This window comes from Desmonostoc muscorum LEGE 12446, from assembly GCF_015207005.2.
Taxonomy (GTDB): Bacteria; Cyanobacteriota; Cyanobacteriia; order Cyanobacteriales; family Nostocaceae; genus Nostoc; species Nostoc muscorum.
The window spans coordinates 348,810-366,060 of record NZ_JADEXS020000002.1; the positions used below are offsets into that span (position 1 = coordinate 348,810).

Annotated in this window: 15 protein-coding genes and 1 pseudogene; 11 read left to right on the forward strand and 5 right to left on the reverse strand. The window is 39.8% G+C overall.

What is annotated here, in order from left to right:
• Nucleotides 1-33 precede the first annotated feature (33 nt).
• The 8 genes from IQ276_RS37795 (at nt 34) to IQ276_RS37830 (ending at nt 8,168) form a co-directional block, all read left to right on the forward strand.
• Nucleotides 34-375: a hypothetical protein gene (locus IQ276_RS37795; protein WP_235116468.1), complete on the forward strand. Its 342-nt coding sequence runs from the start codon at nt 34-36 to the stop codon at nt 373-375.
• A gap of 384 nt (nt 376-759) precedes the next feature.
• Entirely contained in the window at nt 760-1,260 is a 501-nt protein-coding gene (locus IQ276_RS37800; RefSeq protein ID WP_193924249.1) for a TnsA endonuclease N-terminal domain-containing protein, read from the forward strand.
• Between the two features lie 435 nt (nt 1,261-1,695).
• Nucleotides 1,696-2,940 carry a hypothetical protein gene (locus IQ276_RS37805; protein ID WP_193924247.1) on the forward strand — a complete coding sequence of 415 codons (1,245 nt, stop codon included), beginning with the start codon at nt 1,696-1,698 and terminating at the stop codon, nt 2,938-2,940.
• A gap of 100 nt (nt 2,941-3,040) precedes the next feature.
• Nucleotides 3,041-4,054, forward strand: coding sequence for an IS701 family transposase (locus tag IQ276_RS37810; protein WP_193926053.1), 1,014 nt, complete (start codon nt 3,041-3,043; stop codon nt 4,052-4,054).
• A gap of 117 nt (nt 4,055-4,171) precedes the next feature.
• Nucleotides 4,172-5,275: a TnsB C-terminal domain-containing protein gene (locus IQ276_RS37815; RefSeq protein ID WP_235116469.1), complete on the forward strand. Its 1,104-nt coding sequence runs from the start codon at nt 4,172-4,174 to the stop codon at nt 5,273-5,275.
• On the forward strand, nt 5,275-5,643 hold the full coding sequence (locus IQ276_RS37820; RefSeq protein WP_193925035.1) for an AAA family ATPase: 369 nt from the start codon (nt 5,275-5,277) through the stop codon (nt 5,641-5,643). Before IQ276_RS37815 ends, IQ276_RS37820 begins: the two co-directional genes overlap by 1 nt.
• Nucleotides 5,585-6,169 (forward strand): TniQ family protein, encoded by a 585-nt coding sequence (locus IQ276_RS37825; protein ID WP_193925037.1) that lies wholly within the window; start codon nt 5,585-5,587, stop codon nt 6,167-6,169. The genes IQ276_RS37820 and IQ276_RS37825 overlap by 59 nt, the downstream gene beginning before the upstream one ends.
• 523 nt (nt 6,170-6,692) lie before the next feature.
• On the forward strand, nt 6,693-8,168 hold the full coding sequence (locus IQ276_RS37830) for an NF041680 family putative transposase (RefSeq protein WP_228043575.1): 1,476 nt from the start codon (nt 6,693-6,695) through the stop codon (nt 8,166-8,168).
• A gap of 150 nt (nt 8,169-8,318) precedes the next feature.
• On the opposite strand, the gene IQ276_RS37835 is transcribed toward IQ276_RS37830, so the two are convergent.
• From IQ276_RS37835 to IQ276_RS37840, 3 genes are all read right to left on the reverse strand, one after another.
• Complete coding sequence (locus IQ276_RS37835; protein WP_193919389.1) at nt 8,319-11,183, reverse strand: beta strand repeat-containing protein; 2,865 nt, start codon at nt 11,181-11,183, stop codon at nt 8,319-8,321.
• An 80-nt stretch (nt 11,184-11,263) separates the two neighbouring features.
• Nucleotides 11,264-11,392: a hypothetical protein gene (locus IQ276_RS40540; RefSeq protein ID WP_255264450.1), complete on the reverse strand. Its 129-nt coding sequence runs from the start codon at nt 11,390-11,392 to the stop codon at nt 11,264-11,266.
• A 740-nt stretch (nt 11,393-12,132) separates the two neighbouring features.
• A complete protein-coding gene (locus tag IQ276_RS37840) occupies nt 12,133-12,489 on the reverse strand; it encodes a transposase (protein WP_193919391.1) in 357 nt (118 codons plus the stop codon).
• Between the two features lie 507 nt (nt 12,490-12,996).
• Here IQ276_RS37840 and IQ276_RS37845 point away from each other — a divergent pair.
• Both IQ276_RS37845 and IQ276_RS37850 read left to right on the forward strand, forming a co-directional pair.
• Nucleotides 12,997-13,931: pseudogene (locus IQ276_RS37845) on the forward strand (IS66 family transposase); the annotation flags it as partial.
• Between the two features lie 547 nt (nt 13,932-14,478).
• Nucleotides 14,479-15,327, forward strand: coding sequence for a DUF4394 domain-containing protein (locus tag IQ276_RS37850; protein ID WP_193919393.1), 849 nt, complete (start codon nt 14,479-14,481; stop codon nt 15,325-15,327).
• 131 nt (nt 15,328-15,458) lie between these two features.
• Here IQ276_RS37850 and IQ276_RS37855 read toward each other — a convergent pair whose 3' ends face one another.
• Nucleotides 15,459-15,581 (reverse strand): helix-turn-helix domain-containing protein, encoded by a 123-nt coding sequence (locus IQ276_RS37855; protein ID WP_228043229.1) that lies wholly within the window; start codon nt 15,579-15,581, stop codon nt 15,459-15,461.
• 612 nt (nt 15,582-16,193) lie between these two features.
• On the opposite strand from IQ276_RS37855, the gene IQ276_RS37860 reads away from it, so the two are divergent.
• Entirely contained in the window at nt 16,194-16,688 is a 495-nt protein-coding gene (locus IQ276_RS37860; protein ID WP_193919394.1) for a DUF6174 domain-containing protein, read from the forward strand.
• A 164-nt stretch (nt 16,689-16,852) separates the two neighbouring features.
• Here the strand turns inward: IQ276_RS37860 and IQ276_RS37865 are convergent, their stop codons facing one another.
• The gene (locus IQ276_RS37865; protein WP_193919397.1) at nt 16,853-17,173 is read right to left on the reverse strand and encodes a hypothetical protein; all 321 of its coding nucleotides are present in this window, start codon (nt 17,171-17,173) and stop codon (nt 16,853-16,855) included.
• Nucleotides 17,174-17,251 lie beyond the last annotated feature (78 nt).

The following is a 17,251-nucleotide window of genomic DNA, read 5'->3' on the forward strand; positions in this document are numbered from 1 at the left end:
CGGCAAAATTCATCATCTTACCATAAAATAATTTTGCAAGAGGTCTACTGTTTGTGCTACGGTCATACCCAACCTTTTTTCCAACCTCAGAAATTAAACGGCTACTGTCACGAGTGTGGTGCTTGGCTTGGGCGCAATCTTGACGTACCGAGTCATAGCCGAAGCAAAGGGCGCAAATTTGATCGGGATTTGTGGATTGCTCAAGCTCTTGGAAATCTGCTTGCTGCTACTCCCTCACTCCACACAAATCCCCTCATCAGAGAAACAAAAGTTACGCCTAAACGAACATTGCCTACTTTATACAAGTTTCTGAGATGGTGTTACAAGCTTAGTTTATCTCCTGTCGAGGGTTTAAACTTGCTCGAAATTCAGTAAGGCAAGCAACAAGATAACAACAGCTCTACTTTATTTTCCTTCAACCCAAAAATCCAAGCATAAGTTGTCCGACTTGATTACAAGGCATAAGTTGTCTGATTTTGACAACTTATGGCTAAAGTCACAGCTGTTGTCACTGTAATTATAAGTTGAGCAACTGTGAAAGCATAAGTTGAGCAACAGATTGCTTGAAACCGTATTAACCCCGTCAGCAGGAACAAGCAGATATAGGAGTCATGAAAGCATAAGTTGAGCAAAAATGTTATTTAGAAACTATAAGTTGAGCAAACATTTTCAACACTTCGTTCATAAATATACAGCGTTGTGCTGAGATAAACAGTAGGAGAGACTAATGAGCGCAACACTCTCTCCTAACCTAGAATTATGCTTGACAACCAAGAGTTTAACAACTGGTGCCATCAACAACACCTAACTCAAGCAGCGCAGGCAATAATTGAGGAGATTCGCAGCACCAACCCATCTCGTCGAGTAACTGGGGCAAGGAAAAACGTTTGTGGCAGTTACCCCTCAAGAAAAATGGGAGTAACAATTCAATTCGAGAGCCACCATAACGAATTAGCGCGTATTTATGAACTAGAACATGACCCATCCGTACTCGAATATTACGACCAACCACCAGCAATAGAATTAGTCTATCAAAGCAAAAGTGGGCGTCAAAACAGACACCAATACACGGCCGATTTTTTTATCATTCGGACAGATTCAGCTTTTTGGGAAGAATGCAAAACAGAACTTGAACTCAACAAGTTGACCGAATTGAACCCAAATCGCTATTGCAAAAGCCCAGATGGCAAATGGCATTGTCCCCCAGGTGAAGAATACGCTCGTCTTTGTGATTTTACCCCCTGCGTGACCAAATTTTGAACCATAACGTGACCAAAAGTTAACGTAATTTCAAGCTTTTGAGCCAATCAATAACTTAGCTTTATGAATCAAATTATGTCCGCGTGTTTTAAATATGAACCATAATACGACCAAAAGTTTTATTTTTAGACTTGGTAAAAAATGCCGAGCAAGACACACTAATTTAGTCGAAAATTTTAAACTTTCGGTCAAAATATAATTCAAAATGTCCACAATATGGTTCAAAAATATGTTTCGCCAAAAATTGAGTGATAAAGCGATGCCTGCGGCGGGCTGCGCCTACGCCTGAAATCTGAATTTTTATTTCTCTCTCATCACGGTAAGGTACAAATGAACTATTTGACCATGTTCCTTGCTGTAATTAAGTTTTGAGTTTTTTGAACTCCATTTATAGCTTTGAACTATATGTTGTCCTAGTACAGAGTGAAGTATTTCGTGACCGTTTGGCTAAATTATCGTTCAAATCACAGTCTTCAAGGCTTGGACTTCCATGTCTGGTCGGATGCTCTAATTAATTGGAACTTTCAACAAAATCTAATTTGGCTATTAGATTATTTCGGATACTCATCAGAAATTATAGACGAAACCGAGCAAAGTTTGATTGTAACCACGGTAAAAAATTATCCAGGAATAACCCTTGCAGAACTGTTACAAATAGAAGACATAAATCCTGATGTTCTTTATTGGTTAATAGCCACAGATAAACTTTACGTAGAACTGAATCAAGTCAAACTCTCGCAACCAGAAACAGTACTCGTATTTCTTAATAAAGATATTGCTTTATCTTATGAGCATCTGAACTCAATAGAGTCTACAACCCAAACTAGTAATCAAATAGTACTCCAAATAGCAGTAGGTACTAATATTTCTTGGGATGGAGAGTCATGGGAGATAGTAAATACTGGAACGACAACTACTGGACTATTGCGTGCAGATAGCAAACTTATAGAACTACCAAATGCAGCATTCACAGCATTGATTGATACAGGTAAAATTGTTGGAGTTGAGACAACACAAACCTCAAATATTAAAGCAGCAGCGGTTGAAATTCTTACTAGAGCAACTTGTGAAGATATTATAGAAGCCAACCGTCGCTACAATTTAATACAACCATACTTAGGAGATGCTCCTCCAGTATATCCAAACAGCACCATCCGTCGTTGGCGCACTCAGTACCAGAAAGCTTTACTTATTTACGGTCAAGGATACCTGGGATTACTGCCCAACCACAACACTAAGGGCAATCGTACCCCGAAAATTGACTCCAAAACCCAAGAATTTATGCTCGACTTTATCAAGGAGCATTATGAAACACCCAAACAACGCAGAAAAATACGTGTTTATGAGTCATTTGTTTTAGCTTGCCAAAACCATGAACCCCCATTGAAACCACCATCGAGAATCACATTTTGCCAAGCTATTAAACAGCGAAGCGGGCACAATCAAACCAGAAAACGTCTTGGTAATCGAGCTGCTATTTCCGAAGAACCATTTTATTGGGAATTAGAGCAAACTACTCCACGGCATGGCAGTCGCCCTTTTGAGATTGTCCACATTGACCATACTCAAATTGATATTGAATTAGTCAGTTCCCTGGAATCTCTAAGTAATTGTCATATTGCCAGGACTTACGCAACTGGCACAATGCGATCGCTAACAAATAGTACTAAAGTACTATAAAAATGCAGATGAAATGAACTAGAGTACAAATGTAAATTGTTCCTTTTCACACCAAATTTTTGGGCTGCTGCTCAGGCTACTGTAACGAATACTTTTGAATATGAAGTTTACTAAATTAGATTATTGCCAGTATCTACTTAGTAGCCAAATTAATTATACCATTACCAATTTGGCAGAGCATTTAGAGAGTATTAGCCATGATACAATTAACTATTATTTGAAAAGAGAAAAATTAACACCTCGTTTACTATGGGATAACGTGAAAGAGGTAGTTGAGCCTGATGACAATGGTTACATAATATTTGATGATAGCATTTTAGATAAAAGGTATTCTGAAGAAATAGAAATAGTCAGAAGACAATATAGTGGTAATGAGCATGGTGTCCTTAAAGGCATTGGCGTAGTTAGCTGCGTGTATGTCAACCCTACACTTCAAAGATTTTGGGTCATAGATTATCGAATTTTTAATCCTGATGTCGATGGCAAAACCAAGATAGACCATGTGAAAGACATGCTCCAAAGCCTTGTGTATCATAAGCTTTTACCATTTGATACTGTTTTGATGGATACATGGTATGCGGTACACAGTTTAATGCTATATATTGATAGCTTAGACAAAATTTATTATTGCCCTTTAAAAGACAATCGGTTAGTTGATGATACATTTGGTCAAGCAAAATATAAACGTATTGAATTATTAGAATGGAGTCAAGAAGAATTAGATTGTGGTAAGATAATCAAAATTAAAGGGTTCCCAGCTAATAAAAAAGTGAAACTATTCCGGGTTACTGTTTCTACCAACAGAACGGATTATGTCGCAACTAACGATTTATCTCAAAGTTCCACGGATGTTGTACAAGAGGTGTGTAAAATTCGTTGGAAAATCGAGGAGTTTCACAGAGAAATTAAACAATTAACTGGGATTGAATTTTGCCAATGTCGGAAAGCTAGGCTTCAAAGAAATCATATCGCTTGTGCAATGTTAGTTTGGGTTAGGTTAAAGAATTTAGCCTATACAACTGGTCAAACTATTTATCAAATCAAGCATAACTTGCTTTCTAATTATTTAATTCAGCAACTGAAACGCCCAAGTATTCTTATGTGCTTGGTTTGATTTAAATTGTCGCCTGTCAGGGCTGCGCCCTGCCCGCTATTTGTGCCAGTTGCGTAAGTCCTGATTGCTACAAACAACTCAATTCATCAAAATTTAGGTCGTCCTTGGGCAACCTTCATGGTTGATGCATATAGTCGAAGAATTTTATCAGTTTATCTGACCTTCGATGAGCCAAGCTACCGCGATTGTATGATGGTAATTCGCATATGCGTTGCTAGATTTGGACGGTTTCCGCAAAATATTGTTGTCGATAACGGAAAAGAATTTCACAGTCACTATTTTGAACAATTATTGGCATCTTATACTTGCACGCTGAAGTATCGCCCGCCAGCACATGCTCGGTTTGGTTCAATTGTTGAAAGACTATTTGGCACCGCGAACACGCAGTTTATTCATGAATTGCAAGGTAACACCCAAATCAAACGCCTTCACCGTAAAGTCACCAAATCTGTCAGTCCAGAAAAATTAGCAATTTGGACATTAGAAGAACTGTACTCTGCCTTTTGTGAATGGGCATATTCGGTTTATGATCAACGATTGCATCCTGCATTAGGTACTAGTCCCAACGATGCCTTTGTCACCGGACTAGCAACAGGTGGAAGTCGCTTACACCGAAGAGTGGCATATGATGAATTATTCCAGATTCTGACTCTACCAGCACCAGATCAACGAAAGCGTAAAGTTCAGCCAGGAAAGGGTGTCAAAATACACAATATTTATTACTGGGCAGATGTATTCCGTAACCCAGAAATCGAGAAATCAATGCTGTGGGTTCGTTACGACCCTTGGAATGCAGGAATTGCCTATGCACTAGCACAAGGACAGTGGGTAAAATGCATTTCTTCTTACTATCAATACTTCCAAGGACGTTCCGAAAAAGAAATTCGGCTGGCGAGTGCAGAACTTAATCAGCGCCAGCGCAATTACGGACGTAAGTTAACAATAAATGATCGGGAATTAGTAGAATTTTTAAACTCAAAATTTGCTCAAGAAGGCGCTATCCTCAAACAACGCTTGCGCGATGCTGAACATGACAAAGTTCACAAAATTATTCAAAATAATTTGATCCCGGAACCAAAGTTAAATTTGGCAGAATTTGCGGCAGAGGAAAATAATGATTTTCCAGGAGATGAATCGAGCAATGAAGGTAAAAATTGTGAAACTATCAGCAATTTGACTGCATATATTACGGAACCCCTTGAATATTATGGAGAGTTCTAATGGCACATGATTATAGCTTTCCTCAAGAATTACTAACTCTACCTATTGCTGACAGAATTTCTTATTTCCAGCAATATACAATGGCGCACCCCAAATTATTAATAGCAGCAGACAAACTCAAAAATGCAATTGATGACCCAGGATTCTTTTCTTTAATCTTTTTATTTGGGCCAACAGGTGTAGGGAAAACCACCTTATTACGTCGGATCAGACAAAGGTTACTAGCTTCTTTTCACAAAGAAATGGAACTAGATAAAGGTTTTATTCCTATTGCTAATATCGAAGTTGCTACCCCGGAATTTAGTAATTTTGATTGGAAAGATTTTTATCTACGTGCTTTGGGCGTTCTCCAAGACCCTTGCATTTGATCTGAGTTTTCTGACTTTACTTCAATGGCACTCCTGGCGGCTTAACTTCAGTCATATTTTCCATACTGAACAACGTTGGTGTTCTGGCTGCTATCAAGACTGGCGTGAAGCTGGAAAACCTATTTATAACCCTTTGTTGTGGACAATAGAAGTTGTAACTGTTTGTCCAGTTCACCAACGTTACCTACAACTGCGGTGCTTGTACTGTGGTTGTTTTCAACAGTTTCTCAATCTGGACTGCAATTCTCTTGGTTATTGTTGTGTGTGTAATGCATGGCTGGGTCGGTTTGTAGACAATACTTCTTTTTCTCAGGGGTCTCGGTTTGATTGGGAAAAGTGGGCTGCTCAATCTGTTGGCCAGATTTTCGGCGCTATGCCAACACTTAGTTCGACTTCTTTTTCTCAAGTTACCCCGCCAGCTAAATACCGACGAAAACCTACTCTCACTAAATTTTTAAGGTGGTGTTACAAACTTGGAATTAATCCTGTTGAGGGTTTGGAAATTCTCTCGATTATACGAGTGTAGTCAGTTGAACCCAGACCAGAGCTACTGGACGGTGCTTCCTTTTCCGTAAGCATAAGATGAGCAACCTGTTTTGAAACCATAAAGCGAGCAACTTGCTCATCTTATGCTTTCAGTGACAACACCAAACTCGGCTACAACACAAAATAAGATACCCTTATCTTTTATCCGATGAAAACTACGATTAATACCACTTCCCTTGATTGTAGAGGAATAAAAAAGTTCAACAATAAATAATAAAGTCCAACAATAAATAAAAAAGTTCTACAATTTCTGGATGTGCATGGTCTGGGCAGATCCAGAAAGGTAAGCTTTATGGCGAGAGGTAGGCAGGAGTGGACTCAAGCCAAGTTTGAACGCTACATCAAAGAATTGGACTTTGGACAAAAAGAAGTTTATTCGCGAGTGTGACTCGCGAATAAATGAATGATTAATCTTGTTTATAGTGACGAGCAGAAAAAAGCATAGCCATCAGACCCCCAACAAATAGTAATATCAACTACAAAGTATCTTTGGGTAAATACTGATGGCTATGCCAAAATTTAATAACAATCAATTAATAGCGCAATTTCAAGATTTTAGACAAAAAATTTACAACTGTTTTTCTTCATGTAGCGACGCCTGTATGGATTTGTTGGATGCGCTTGCGGGTAATACGGGAGCCAATTCAATTGCGGAGTTATCTTTAAGTCCTTTGTTTCCCAGAAGCTATAATTCTATTTATAAAGCAATTCAAAAATCATTTAATACAAATATTCAGGAGAAGAACAATGAAGAAGAAGAACAAGAAGAACAAGAAAAACCCAATAACTTAATTAGGGTGGTATCTGAGTTAATTAAGCAACCACAACAACGCCCTTTTTACTTATTCGCTCTTGATACAACACCGCATCCGCGTCCTTACGCGAGGACTTTAGCTGAACGTGGGTATATTTACCAGCCAAATACTATCAAGGGTAACAAACCGATTAATATTGGTCATTCTTATTCGATACTTTCTATCTTACCAGAGAAAGAAACTGGGAATGCCGCCCCTTGGTCAATACCAATATCAGGAGAAAGGGTATCACTTGATAAAACTGGTGTTGATGTGGGTAGTGAACAAATTTCCTCAGTAATGTCTGATTCATCACTGCCCTGGCAGGAAAAATTGTGCGTCTTAGTAGCAGATAGCGCCTATAGTCAGCGTTCATTTCTGTTTGACCAATCCAAACACAAAAATGTGGTAGTGATAGCCAGAGTTCGTAGTAATCGAATTTTCTACCAATCTCCACCCGTTGATGAGTCAAAGAAAAAACGTGGTTGTCCAAAAAAATACGGTGAACGGTTTAATTTAGCTGATGTTGAAACTTGGCACTCTCCCGACGAGACAACACAAATTCAGCAGACAACCTGTAAGGGTCGTCTTTTAAACATCACCATACTCGCTTGGCATCAAATGTTGATGAGGGGAACCAAGCACCAAAAAATGTATTGTCATCCTTTTACTCTGCTCAGAATTCATGTGACTGATGATACTAATCAATCTCTCTGGAAACCAATGTGGTTAATTGTCATAGGTGAGCAACGTGGAGAAATCTCACCTACGGTTGCAAACCATTGCTATAGACAAAGGTTTGATATTGAACACATGCTGCGATTTAGCAAGCAGCGTTTGTTGATGACGCAGTTTCAAACTCCAGATGTTTTGCATGAGGAAAATTGGATACATTTAGTAATCCTAGCTTACGTACAGTTGTGGGCGGCAAGGGAGTTAGCAACACACTTACCCAGGCCATGGGAGCGTTATTTAGAACAAAACAATGATAAAATTGCCACTCCAAGTGTAGTGCAACGCGATTTTCAGAGAATTATTTCAGAGATTGGTACACCCGCTCGTTCTCCCAAAACCAGAGGAAATTCCATCGGTCGAGTTCAAGGTCAAGTTCAAACACAACGAACTAAGCATCCTGTTGTCAAGAAGAAGTCAAAATCAACACTCGCTAAAGTCAAAGCCGCATAAATTTTCTTAGGCTTTAGGCGTTTAACTCAGTCTGACTCAGTTTGTAAAATAACTGGGGTAATTTCTGATGACTAGTTTTTTGTTCGCGAGTGTGACTCGCGAACAAACTTCTTTTTGTCCAAAGTCCAATACTTAGAACGCTAATCACAATTAAACGACCACAAAGTTGTTTTCGGCTAGTGTTACATTACCCAAAAGTTGTACAAATTTTACCTGAGTAAATTCACCAGCACTGCCATCGGCATCAAAGTACAATGCGCCTGTAATATTGTCATATATAAATCGTTGATTACTTGTCGTTGCAGATGTTCCGATTGTAAACTGATTAGCTGATGATAACCCGCCATTAAAACTAGCAGCCGATATCTGAATTAGTTCATTGGTGGCGTTGAAGTCATAAATAGTATCAACGCTTTCATTATAACTATTGAAAACAAAGGTATCAGTACCAGTTCCTCCATAGAGACTATCATTACCCCGGCCACCTGTGAGGATATCATTGCCATCACCCCCAGAGAGTAGGTTATTGCCTGAATAGACAGCAGCACTTAAGCTATCATTACCTGCACCGCCAATAATCGTATCATTGCCACCATTGCCATAGAGCGTATCGTTGCCATTGCTCCCTACAATGTTGTCATCGTACTCTGTACCTGAGATATATAATCGTTCGATATTCTTGTAACTAACGCTATTCATGCCCGCCGTCATTAAGCCAATGTTAGTACTGGCATTAAATGCCGTTGTGATTCCCTTTGTAGCATAAAAATAGACGGACAATAAATCGTCACCCTTACCCCCATCTATCGTATCATTGCCACTGTTACTATAATTGAAATTATCATTGTTCCCGGAGAGCGTATCGTTGCCATCATTCCCCACAATAAAATCATCGTACTCTGTACCTGAGATATATAATCGTTCGATATTCTTGTAACTAACGCTATTCGTGCCCGCCGTAATTGAGCCAATGTTAGTAGTGGCATTGAATGTCGTTGTGATTCCTCTGCTAGCAAACCTGTAATTGCCGGACAACACATCGTCACCCTTACCGCCATCTATCGTATCTTTGCCACCATTGCCCGTGGAGAGCGTATCGTTGCCATCGTTCCCCACAATAAAATCATCGTACTGTGTACCTGAGATATTTAATCGTTCGATATTCTTGTAACTAACGCTATTCGTGCCTGCCGTAATTGAGCCAATGTTAGTAGTGGCATTGAATGTTGTTGCGATCGCCCCTGTAGCATAATAGGTGTAATCGACGGACAACAAATCGTCACCCTTACCCCCATCCATCGTATCTTTACCACCATCCCCCGTGGAAAGCGTATCGTTGCCATCGTTCCCCACAATAAAATCACCGTACTTTGTACCTGAGATATTTAATTGTTCGATATTCTTGTAGGTAACGCTATTCGTGCCCGCCGTAATTGAGGCAATGTTAGTAGTGGCATTGAATGTCGTTGTGATTCCTCCGGTAGCATAATAGTTAAAAATGACGGACAACACATCGTCACCCTTACCCCCATCTACCGTTTGTGTAATTAAATCAGAGGCGGCAGAAGGTTCGGATAAGAAGTTTAGATAGAAGGAATCATTACCATTGCCCCCAGAGAGTAGGTTATCGCCTGTCGAACCGCTAGCATCCAAGGTATCATCACCAGCGCCACCGTTAAGGGTGTTATTGCCTAAGGAGCGATAGTCGTAGTAGTAGTCGCTACCTTGATTTTCATAGCCAGAGATGTCAAGAAAATCATTGCCATCGCCCCCAGAGAGCAGGTTATCGCCTCTTGAACCGCCAGCACTTAAGGTATCGTCACCAGTGCCACCGTTGAGGGTGTTATTACCAGATGAGACAGAGTTGGTGGAAGAGGAGAAGTATGGGTTGCTACCTCCATACAGATAGCCAGAGATGTCAAGAAAATCATTGCCATCGCCCCCAGAGAGCAGGTTATCGCCTTTTGAACCACTAGCACTCAAGGTATCGTTCCCTGCACCACCATTGAGGGTATTATTACCTAACAAAAGAAGGTCATCTTTTTGTGGACCGTAGAACGAGCCGGACTCATACTGGTAGCCAGAGGCAAAGAGAAAATCATTGCCATCGCCCCCAGAGAGCAAATTATCGCCTAGTAAAGAGTCAACGTTCAAGGTATCGTTCCCTGCACCACCGTTGAGAGTATTATTGCCCGCACTACCCCTCAAAAGGTCGTTGCCACTCTTGCCATCAATGATGTCATTACCCCCCTGACCATTGATGACATCATCTGAGTTGTCAAAGCCGTTAACATTATTGTCGAGGTCATTAAGAAAAGTAACAGTGTTCAAGTTGAAGATAGTGCTTTGAGTGGAGTTGGCATTGAAGACATCAAAGCTGTCTGTGATGGTAGTTTGCCCATTAAACAAAATATTGCCCAAGTCTACAGCGGCTCCTGTAGATTTGCTCAAATTTTCCAGGTTTTCCAGGGCAAAGTTTTCCAGGATGAGTTTGTTAGGACTAAACACCCCAGAAAAGCTGATTTCCAGATTCTTGCCATTCTGGGTCAACAGTAGATTTTTGGCAGTTAAGCCTGCACCTTGAAATGTTAGGGTGTCCACTTCGGCAATGACTGCTGCTGTCGGGTTTGTTCCTTTTCCTACGCCACCGAAATCAGTGATATTATTATTGTTGTAGGAGAAGGAGGTGTAAACAAATTTATCCTTGCCACCCCCACCTATGAAGATATCCTTGCCATCGCCATCTGTGAGGATATCATCGCCATTACCACCGTTAAGGGTATTATTACCAAAAGCGCCAGAGGCAAAAAGAGAATCATTGCCATCGCCCCCATTCAGTAACTTATTGCCTGATGAATCGCTAGCACTCAAGGTATCGTTACCAGCACCACCAATGAGAGTATCATTTCCTGCACCACTTCTCAAAAGGTCGTTACCTGCTTTACCATTGATCGTGTCCGCGCTGTCGCTGCCCATTAGAGTATCATTACCGTTGGTTCCAATGATATTTGCCATAATTTTTACCTACTTAAATCGATTTGTTCAGTAACTTAACTTCAGAGGTTGTTTGAAAAGTAGTTGGCTGTGATTATTAATCACATTTTTACTCCCCTTAATGCCCCCTTGGAAAGGCTACGGTGTACGCACAAGTCGTGAAATTCCACCTGACACTTGGTTTCGTCCTCTAGCAGTAGGATTGTGCGATCGCTCTGAAAGTCTGTCATTGCGAACGCGAGTGCGTCTCGTAGAGAGGCGGAGCCTCCGAGGAGGGTTCCCAGGCTCCAGGCTGGGAACCAGTTGGGGCACGGGCTGTATCTTAACTTAGTACCATTCCTATCTAAGTCTTAGAGGTTGTTTGAAAAGTCGTTGGCTGTATCTTTGCACTTATTGATCCCCCCTAACCCCCCTTAAAAAGGGGGGAACCGGAATCAAAGTCCCCCTTAAAAAGGGAGATTTAGGGGGATATAAAACGTTTTGCTACCAAGAAGAAGACTTTTCAAACATCCTCTTAAGCACTGTACAAATTAATTAGAGTGTAAATTAATGAAAATTAATTATTTTAGGCTTTTTAATCATCCTTATTCAGTAAAAATCACTCTTCACAGTATCTAAAAATTCGGATTAAATGCCTAAAATACGTTCTTCATATTTGTTTTTTGCCAGCGCCTAAATCCTATTAAAAGAGAAAATAGTCAACAGTTGACTCTTGATTGGTAAAAAGATTTTGATGCCCTCCTAGTGGGCTGTTATCCGTGGGTGTCTAACTTGAAAATAGAATATCTCAAGATCCTCAAAATAACTACATAGTCAATATCTTAACTTAGATGTCTATGCTCAAATACTCATTTTTGCATAATCTTCACATTATTGGTTGAGAAATGTATATACAAGTACTTCTTCTTGTGTTTAGGCAATCAGGACTTACGCAACTAGCACAGTCAAGGAGAAAAATAGTACAAAAATACTATAAAAAATAAATAAGCTTCTTTAAGAGGTCATGAATGCACCGATGTATTGGGCCGTTGTTTTGCACTATTACTTTGATGCGCCCAGACTTTTCGGCAACAAGTGCTTCTTCCTCCATCATCTGGATATAAGATTTTCTGTCAACGCCACCAATAACCAAACCGTAAATAAAGCTAATAAAAGGTTGAAGAAACCCAATAATACTTAATCTCCTACCACGGCGTTTGGTTTGTTCTAGCCGTTTTTGCTCACCTCTAAAGTAATAGGTATAACCCGGTTCACTCCATGCACAAAACCCTGATTCATCCAAAAGTTTTAAATCTATTTCTCCACTGGCAGCAGCTAATTCCAGCATTTCTAGGACTGAAGAGTTTCTGCGCTCGTACTACTGGGTCAAGATTCCTTTATGACAAATCAAAAGCTCGTTTCCAAATGACCCCCTTTTTTAAGTACCCGTCTTAATCTGTCGGGACTCATTTTAATGGAGCGATGCCTGCGGCGGGCTACGCCTACGCATTCTAATTTCTCGGGGAGTTGGCGACTGTTGTAGGTGCGTGGCTCTTTTTTAAGGCATTCTTCTAAAAATATGATGTCAACTTCACTCAACTTTGGTTTTACCCCTCGACCGGTTAATTCCCAAAGACCTTCCACTCCCAACTTCTGCCATTTATGTAAGACTTCTCTAACTGTTTGTGGAGTCCAATTAAAATGATCTGCTATTTTTTCTACTCTAGAGTGGTAAAACTTGCTAGAGTAGATTTTTCATGATTGAAATACGCGTAAATAGGTAAACCAAACTTTTCAATAATAATGAATTTACTACGTTTAAGTTTTTGCTCTAGTTAGTTTTGCCACGCTAGGAGATTTAGATAGTAAAACATCATCGAAGCCACCATCTGGGGATATCCTAAAGAAATCAGAAAATCAACAAGAAGTAGGGGATGGGGACAGCGAGATTCCAAAGCGGAAACCAGGAGGACAACCAGGGCATCCGGGAAAAACTCGTAAAGGTTTTGGCAGAGTGGATCGCTTTGAAGTTTTACGTCCACAGTTTTGTTCTTGTTGTAGTAGTACGGGATTTATAAAAGAGCCAATAAAAATCGAAATACAGCAAGTAGCACAGTTGCCAATACGGACTTCGCTGTGTTTCATGCCGCAGATACTCGTTCTCGTGCGGAATTAGAAACCATCCTGGGCTTGAACTACAGTGGTGTACTTAGTTCAGATGATTATTCCGTTTATAACGGTTATGACGTGAAAGCCCAACAGAAATGTTTGGCGCATTTACGCCGTCACTTTAAGAAGCTCATCAAGCTTCCAGGTTTGAACAATCAAGAAATTGGGGAAAAGTTTGTCAAGCTGATTGACGAAGCATTCAAAAATTACAGCTTATTCCAACAAAATCAAAATATTCTAGAGTTCTTTAGTTGGGCATCTGAGTTTAAATCACTAGTTGAGTCCTCGATAAATCAATGGATTGGTAAAGCCGGAGGAGAAGCTGGTAAGCTTTTACGCTCCTTACGAGATAAAGCACATCAATGGTGGTATTTTCTTGACCATCCGGAAGTACCTCCGGATAATAACCAGGCGGAGCGATCGCTCAGGTTAGCGGTGACTAAGAGGAAGGTTAGTGGAGGTTCCCGCTCGATGGAGCGGTTCCAACATACTGCTAATTTGTTGACGGTAGTACAAACTTGTCGTCGTCAAGGACGTTCCGTAATTGAATTTTTTGAGCAAGCTATCAAAGCGATTGTTAACTCTACTGTGCAAGCACCGTCTTTAATACCTCTAATTTAGACCTGAATCCTTACTCTCACGTTTCAAACTTATTTGTAACCATCGTCATCTCTAATATAAAATTTATCAAGTTTTATTCCCAAGAAGTAGCCCCTTAAAATTATGCTCAACTGATGTTTCCTATTGATAAAGAATATGTTGAAGAAGAATTCAGAAGTCAGAATTCAGGAGTCAGAATAAATCAGTCGGGGATTCAGACCCGCGACTGATTGAAAACCACCAATCGTAGATTTGGTGGGGGTCTTAAACCCGGTCATTCATCCGCCAGTCATACAGAAAACATTGCTGAATTCTGACTCCTGACTCCTGAATTCTGTTCGATAAATATACAGTAAGCTTGACTTCACTTGAATGTTGGAAAAAATATTATGTGTAAAAGTAAGAAAAGTAAGAAAAGTAGGAAAAGTAAATGTGTTAAGTAGGAAAAGTAAGTGATGAAACTAGGTTTTTTATTAACTTGATTAAAATCTTGAATATTCACTATCAATAGTGTAAAATGCAACTTGCATATAAATTAAGTCATAAAAACTGATTTTTAGGTGTAACAATGAAATTTTTTAGTGTCAGCAAAATTGCTTTTGGAGTTGCTGTGGCAGCTGCTTGTCTAAGTTTGAATGTCAACAAAGCTTCAGCTGATATTAGTAGTCTAAATTATGATATTTTGGTTAATTTAACAGGCAAAGAATCTAGTTTAAGATTCATCGGCTTAACCGCCAATAATACTCTTGTGAATATAAGACCCGGTGGATACACAAAAGAAATTAAAGTCAAAGGACTTGACGGTAATTTACAAGGTATTGACTACCGTCCAGCAAACGGTTTGCTTTACGGTGTGACTGACACTGACAAGATATACACCATTAATATTACAAACGGTCAGGCTACTTTGGTTAGCAATTTATCTAGTAGTTTTAATGGGGGATTTCAGTCAGGGTTTGACTTCAATCCCGTACCAGACCGCTTACGAATAGTAGGTAGCAATGACCAAAATTACCGTATCAATGTAGATACTGGTGCAGTTACCGTTGATGGAACTTTGGCTTATGATACGACCGATGTTAATGCCGGAGTTGACCCAAATATTACCGCTGCTGCTTATACAAATTCGGTTGCTGGAGCGACGACAACTCAACTTTTTGGCATTGACTACGACCGTGATGTGTTAGTACTGCAAAACCCACCCAATAATGGTACTCTCAGAACCGTAGGCGGTCTTGGCCTTAACTTTCCACCTGTAGTCGGGTTCGACATCTATACAGACTCACAAGGCAACAATAGAGCCTACGCGCTGTCTGCTTCAGCCCTTTACAAAATCGATCTATCCACTGGTGCAGCAACTAAAATTGCGGAAGTACGTGGAGGTGGTTTTATCGGTTTAGCTGTTAGTTCCTGGTAATCATACAATTTTGGATTTTGGATTTTGAATTGAAAGGCGTCTTGTACATCTAATTACTGGTGAACTTGCCAGGGTAAAAGGGAAAGGGTAAGTTTACTTTCCAAGACTCGATGCGATCGCCTGAATCTTTGTCAACAAGCAAAAGTTAAAGCTAACCCCCAATTCCAAGCGTGTCTTGCCACTCCGCAATGCTTTAAAAACTTTGTATGCTGCTCATTATTAAATTTTAATTCAGTTTTAAAACCTAACAGCATTTATCTAACCTCTGTAACTGCTGAGTTATGCTATTTGCAAAGTCAATTAACCAACTAAATACCTCACCACCTGCGGATCTATCGCTGCAATCCTCTTCCTAATTGATTGAGGCGGATTCTTAAAGAATTGTTTTAAATCTTGGCTTTTGACTTGATAACAATGCACAGAACGTTTTTTCGCTCTCAGCCAACCTTGCCTATGAGGATATTAAAATTGTTCTGGGTGATTTACAGCAAATGCGACCTAAAATACTTTCTCAAGTGGAGTTAGATATTCTTAAAGATCATATTAGTTTTGAGCAAATTGCTGTGTAGCATTTGTATAAGATTCATGGTCAGGACATTACGAAAGTGGGCATCGTGTCCGCCCTAGATTCACCTGGGGAACTGTTTTGGAATCTAGGGCAGTGATAAATTGTTGTTAATTTTGCTGCTGGGTCTAAGTCTGTAGTGTGCGATTGGCTGGTAATAGTGTAGAGTAACCAGTCTCGACTGTTTATCTCAGGTCAAGATTCGTACTGCCACAGACGTTGTGTCACAAATAATTTCAATGTTTTGGTAATCATCTTGAAGCACGTTAAAGTAAGGAACTGTAGTTCACAATAGATTTTTATGCGCTCCCTAATTGCAATTAGTAGCATTTTGCTAGCATCTTTGGGGTTGAATCTACCTGTAATGTCTATGCCTTCCATACAGGTAGCACAAAGTCCAGCCACTACTAGTTCCAATTTAGAACAATTTAAAATTAATTACCGATTATGGAGACAGCAAAGAATTTCTAACTATCGCTATGAATTCACTAGAAATTGCAATTGTTTACCTAAAGCTACAGAACCAGTAATTATTGAAGTACGTAATCGGTTTCCAGTTTCTATTACTTATAAATCAACTACACAGCCAGCTGATGCAGAATTATTTCAACAATATAATACAATTCCTAAATTATTTAATATTATCAAAGATGCCATCGCTCGTCACGCAGCAAACTTGACTGTACAATATGATCCGATACTCGGTTATCCAACTCAAATTAACATTGATTATGACAGCGAAATCGCTGATGATGAAATATTTTTCACAATTAATAATCTGCAAAAAATTAATTAAATGTAACTTGCTTTGTATTTTTGACTATGCCAAGACAAATTAGTGATTAAATGGCATCGGAAAATCAAACATCGCACTGAAGTACCAAGAGAGGGGGGTTGCCTTTTGAGCCAATGTCATTGGTAAATATAAATCTTTATTTTTAGGTACTTGTTAACTAATTGCTAAGAGGCAGTTGTTGTTTGCTTGCAGACTGAAAGGATGCGTTGGTCGTTATCGCTAATAAGTTTGATTTGATGAAAATTGGAGAGATTAATTTTGATGTTTTCAGCTTTTGCTTTATTGTAACTAAACGATTTCCCGGATACCATGTTGTTCTGATGTTGAATGCAACTCAAAGAATTCTCACTGAGATCACCAGCAATTGAGTCGGGTACAGTACTCAAAGCTTTAGAAACAGCTATCCCAGAATAGGCAATCATGCAAGCGATCGCCGACACACACAGTAATGAGGATGGGCGATGCGATGTTGCGACTGGAAACACCTATGATGAGCTTTCCTAACAGGACTTACGCAACTGGCACAAATAGCGGGCAGGGCGCAGCCCTGACAGGCGACAATT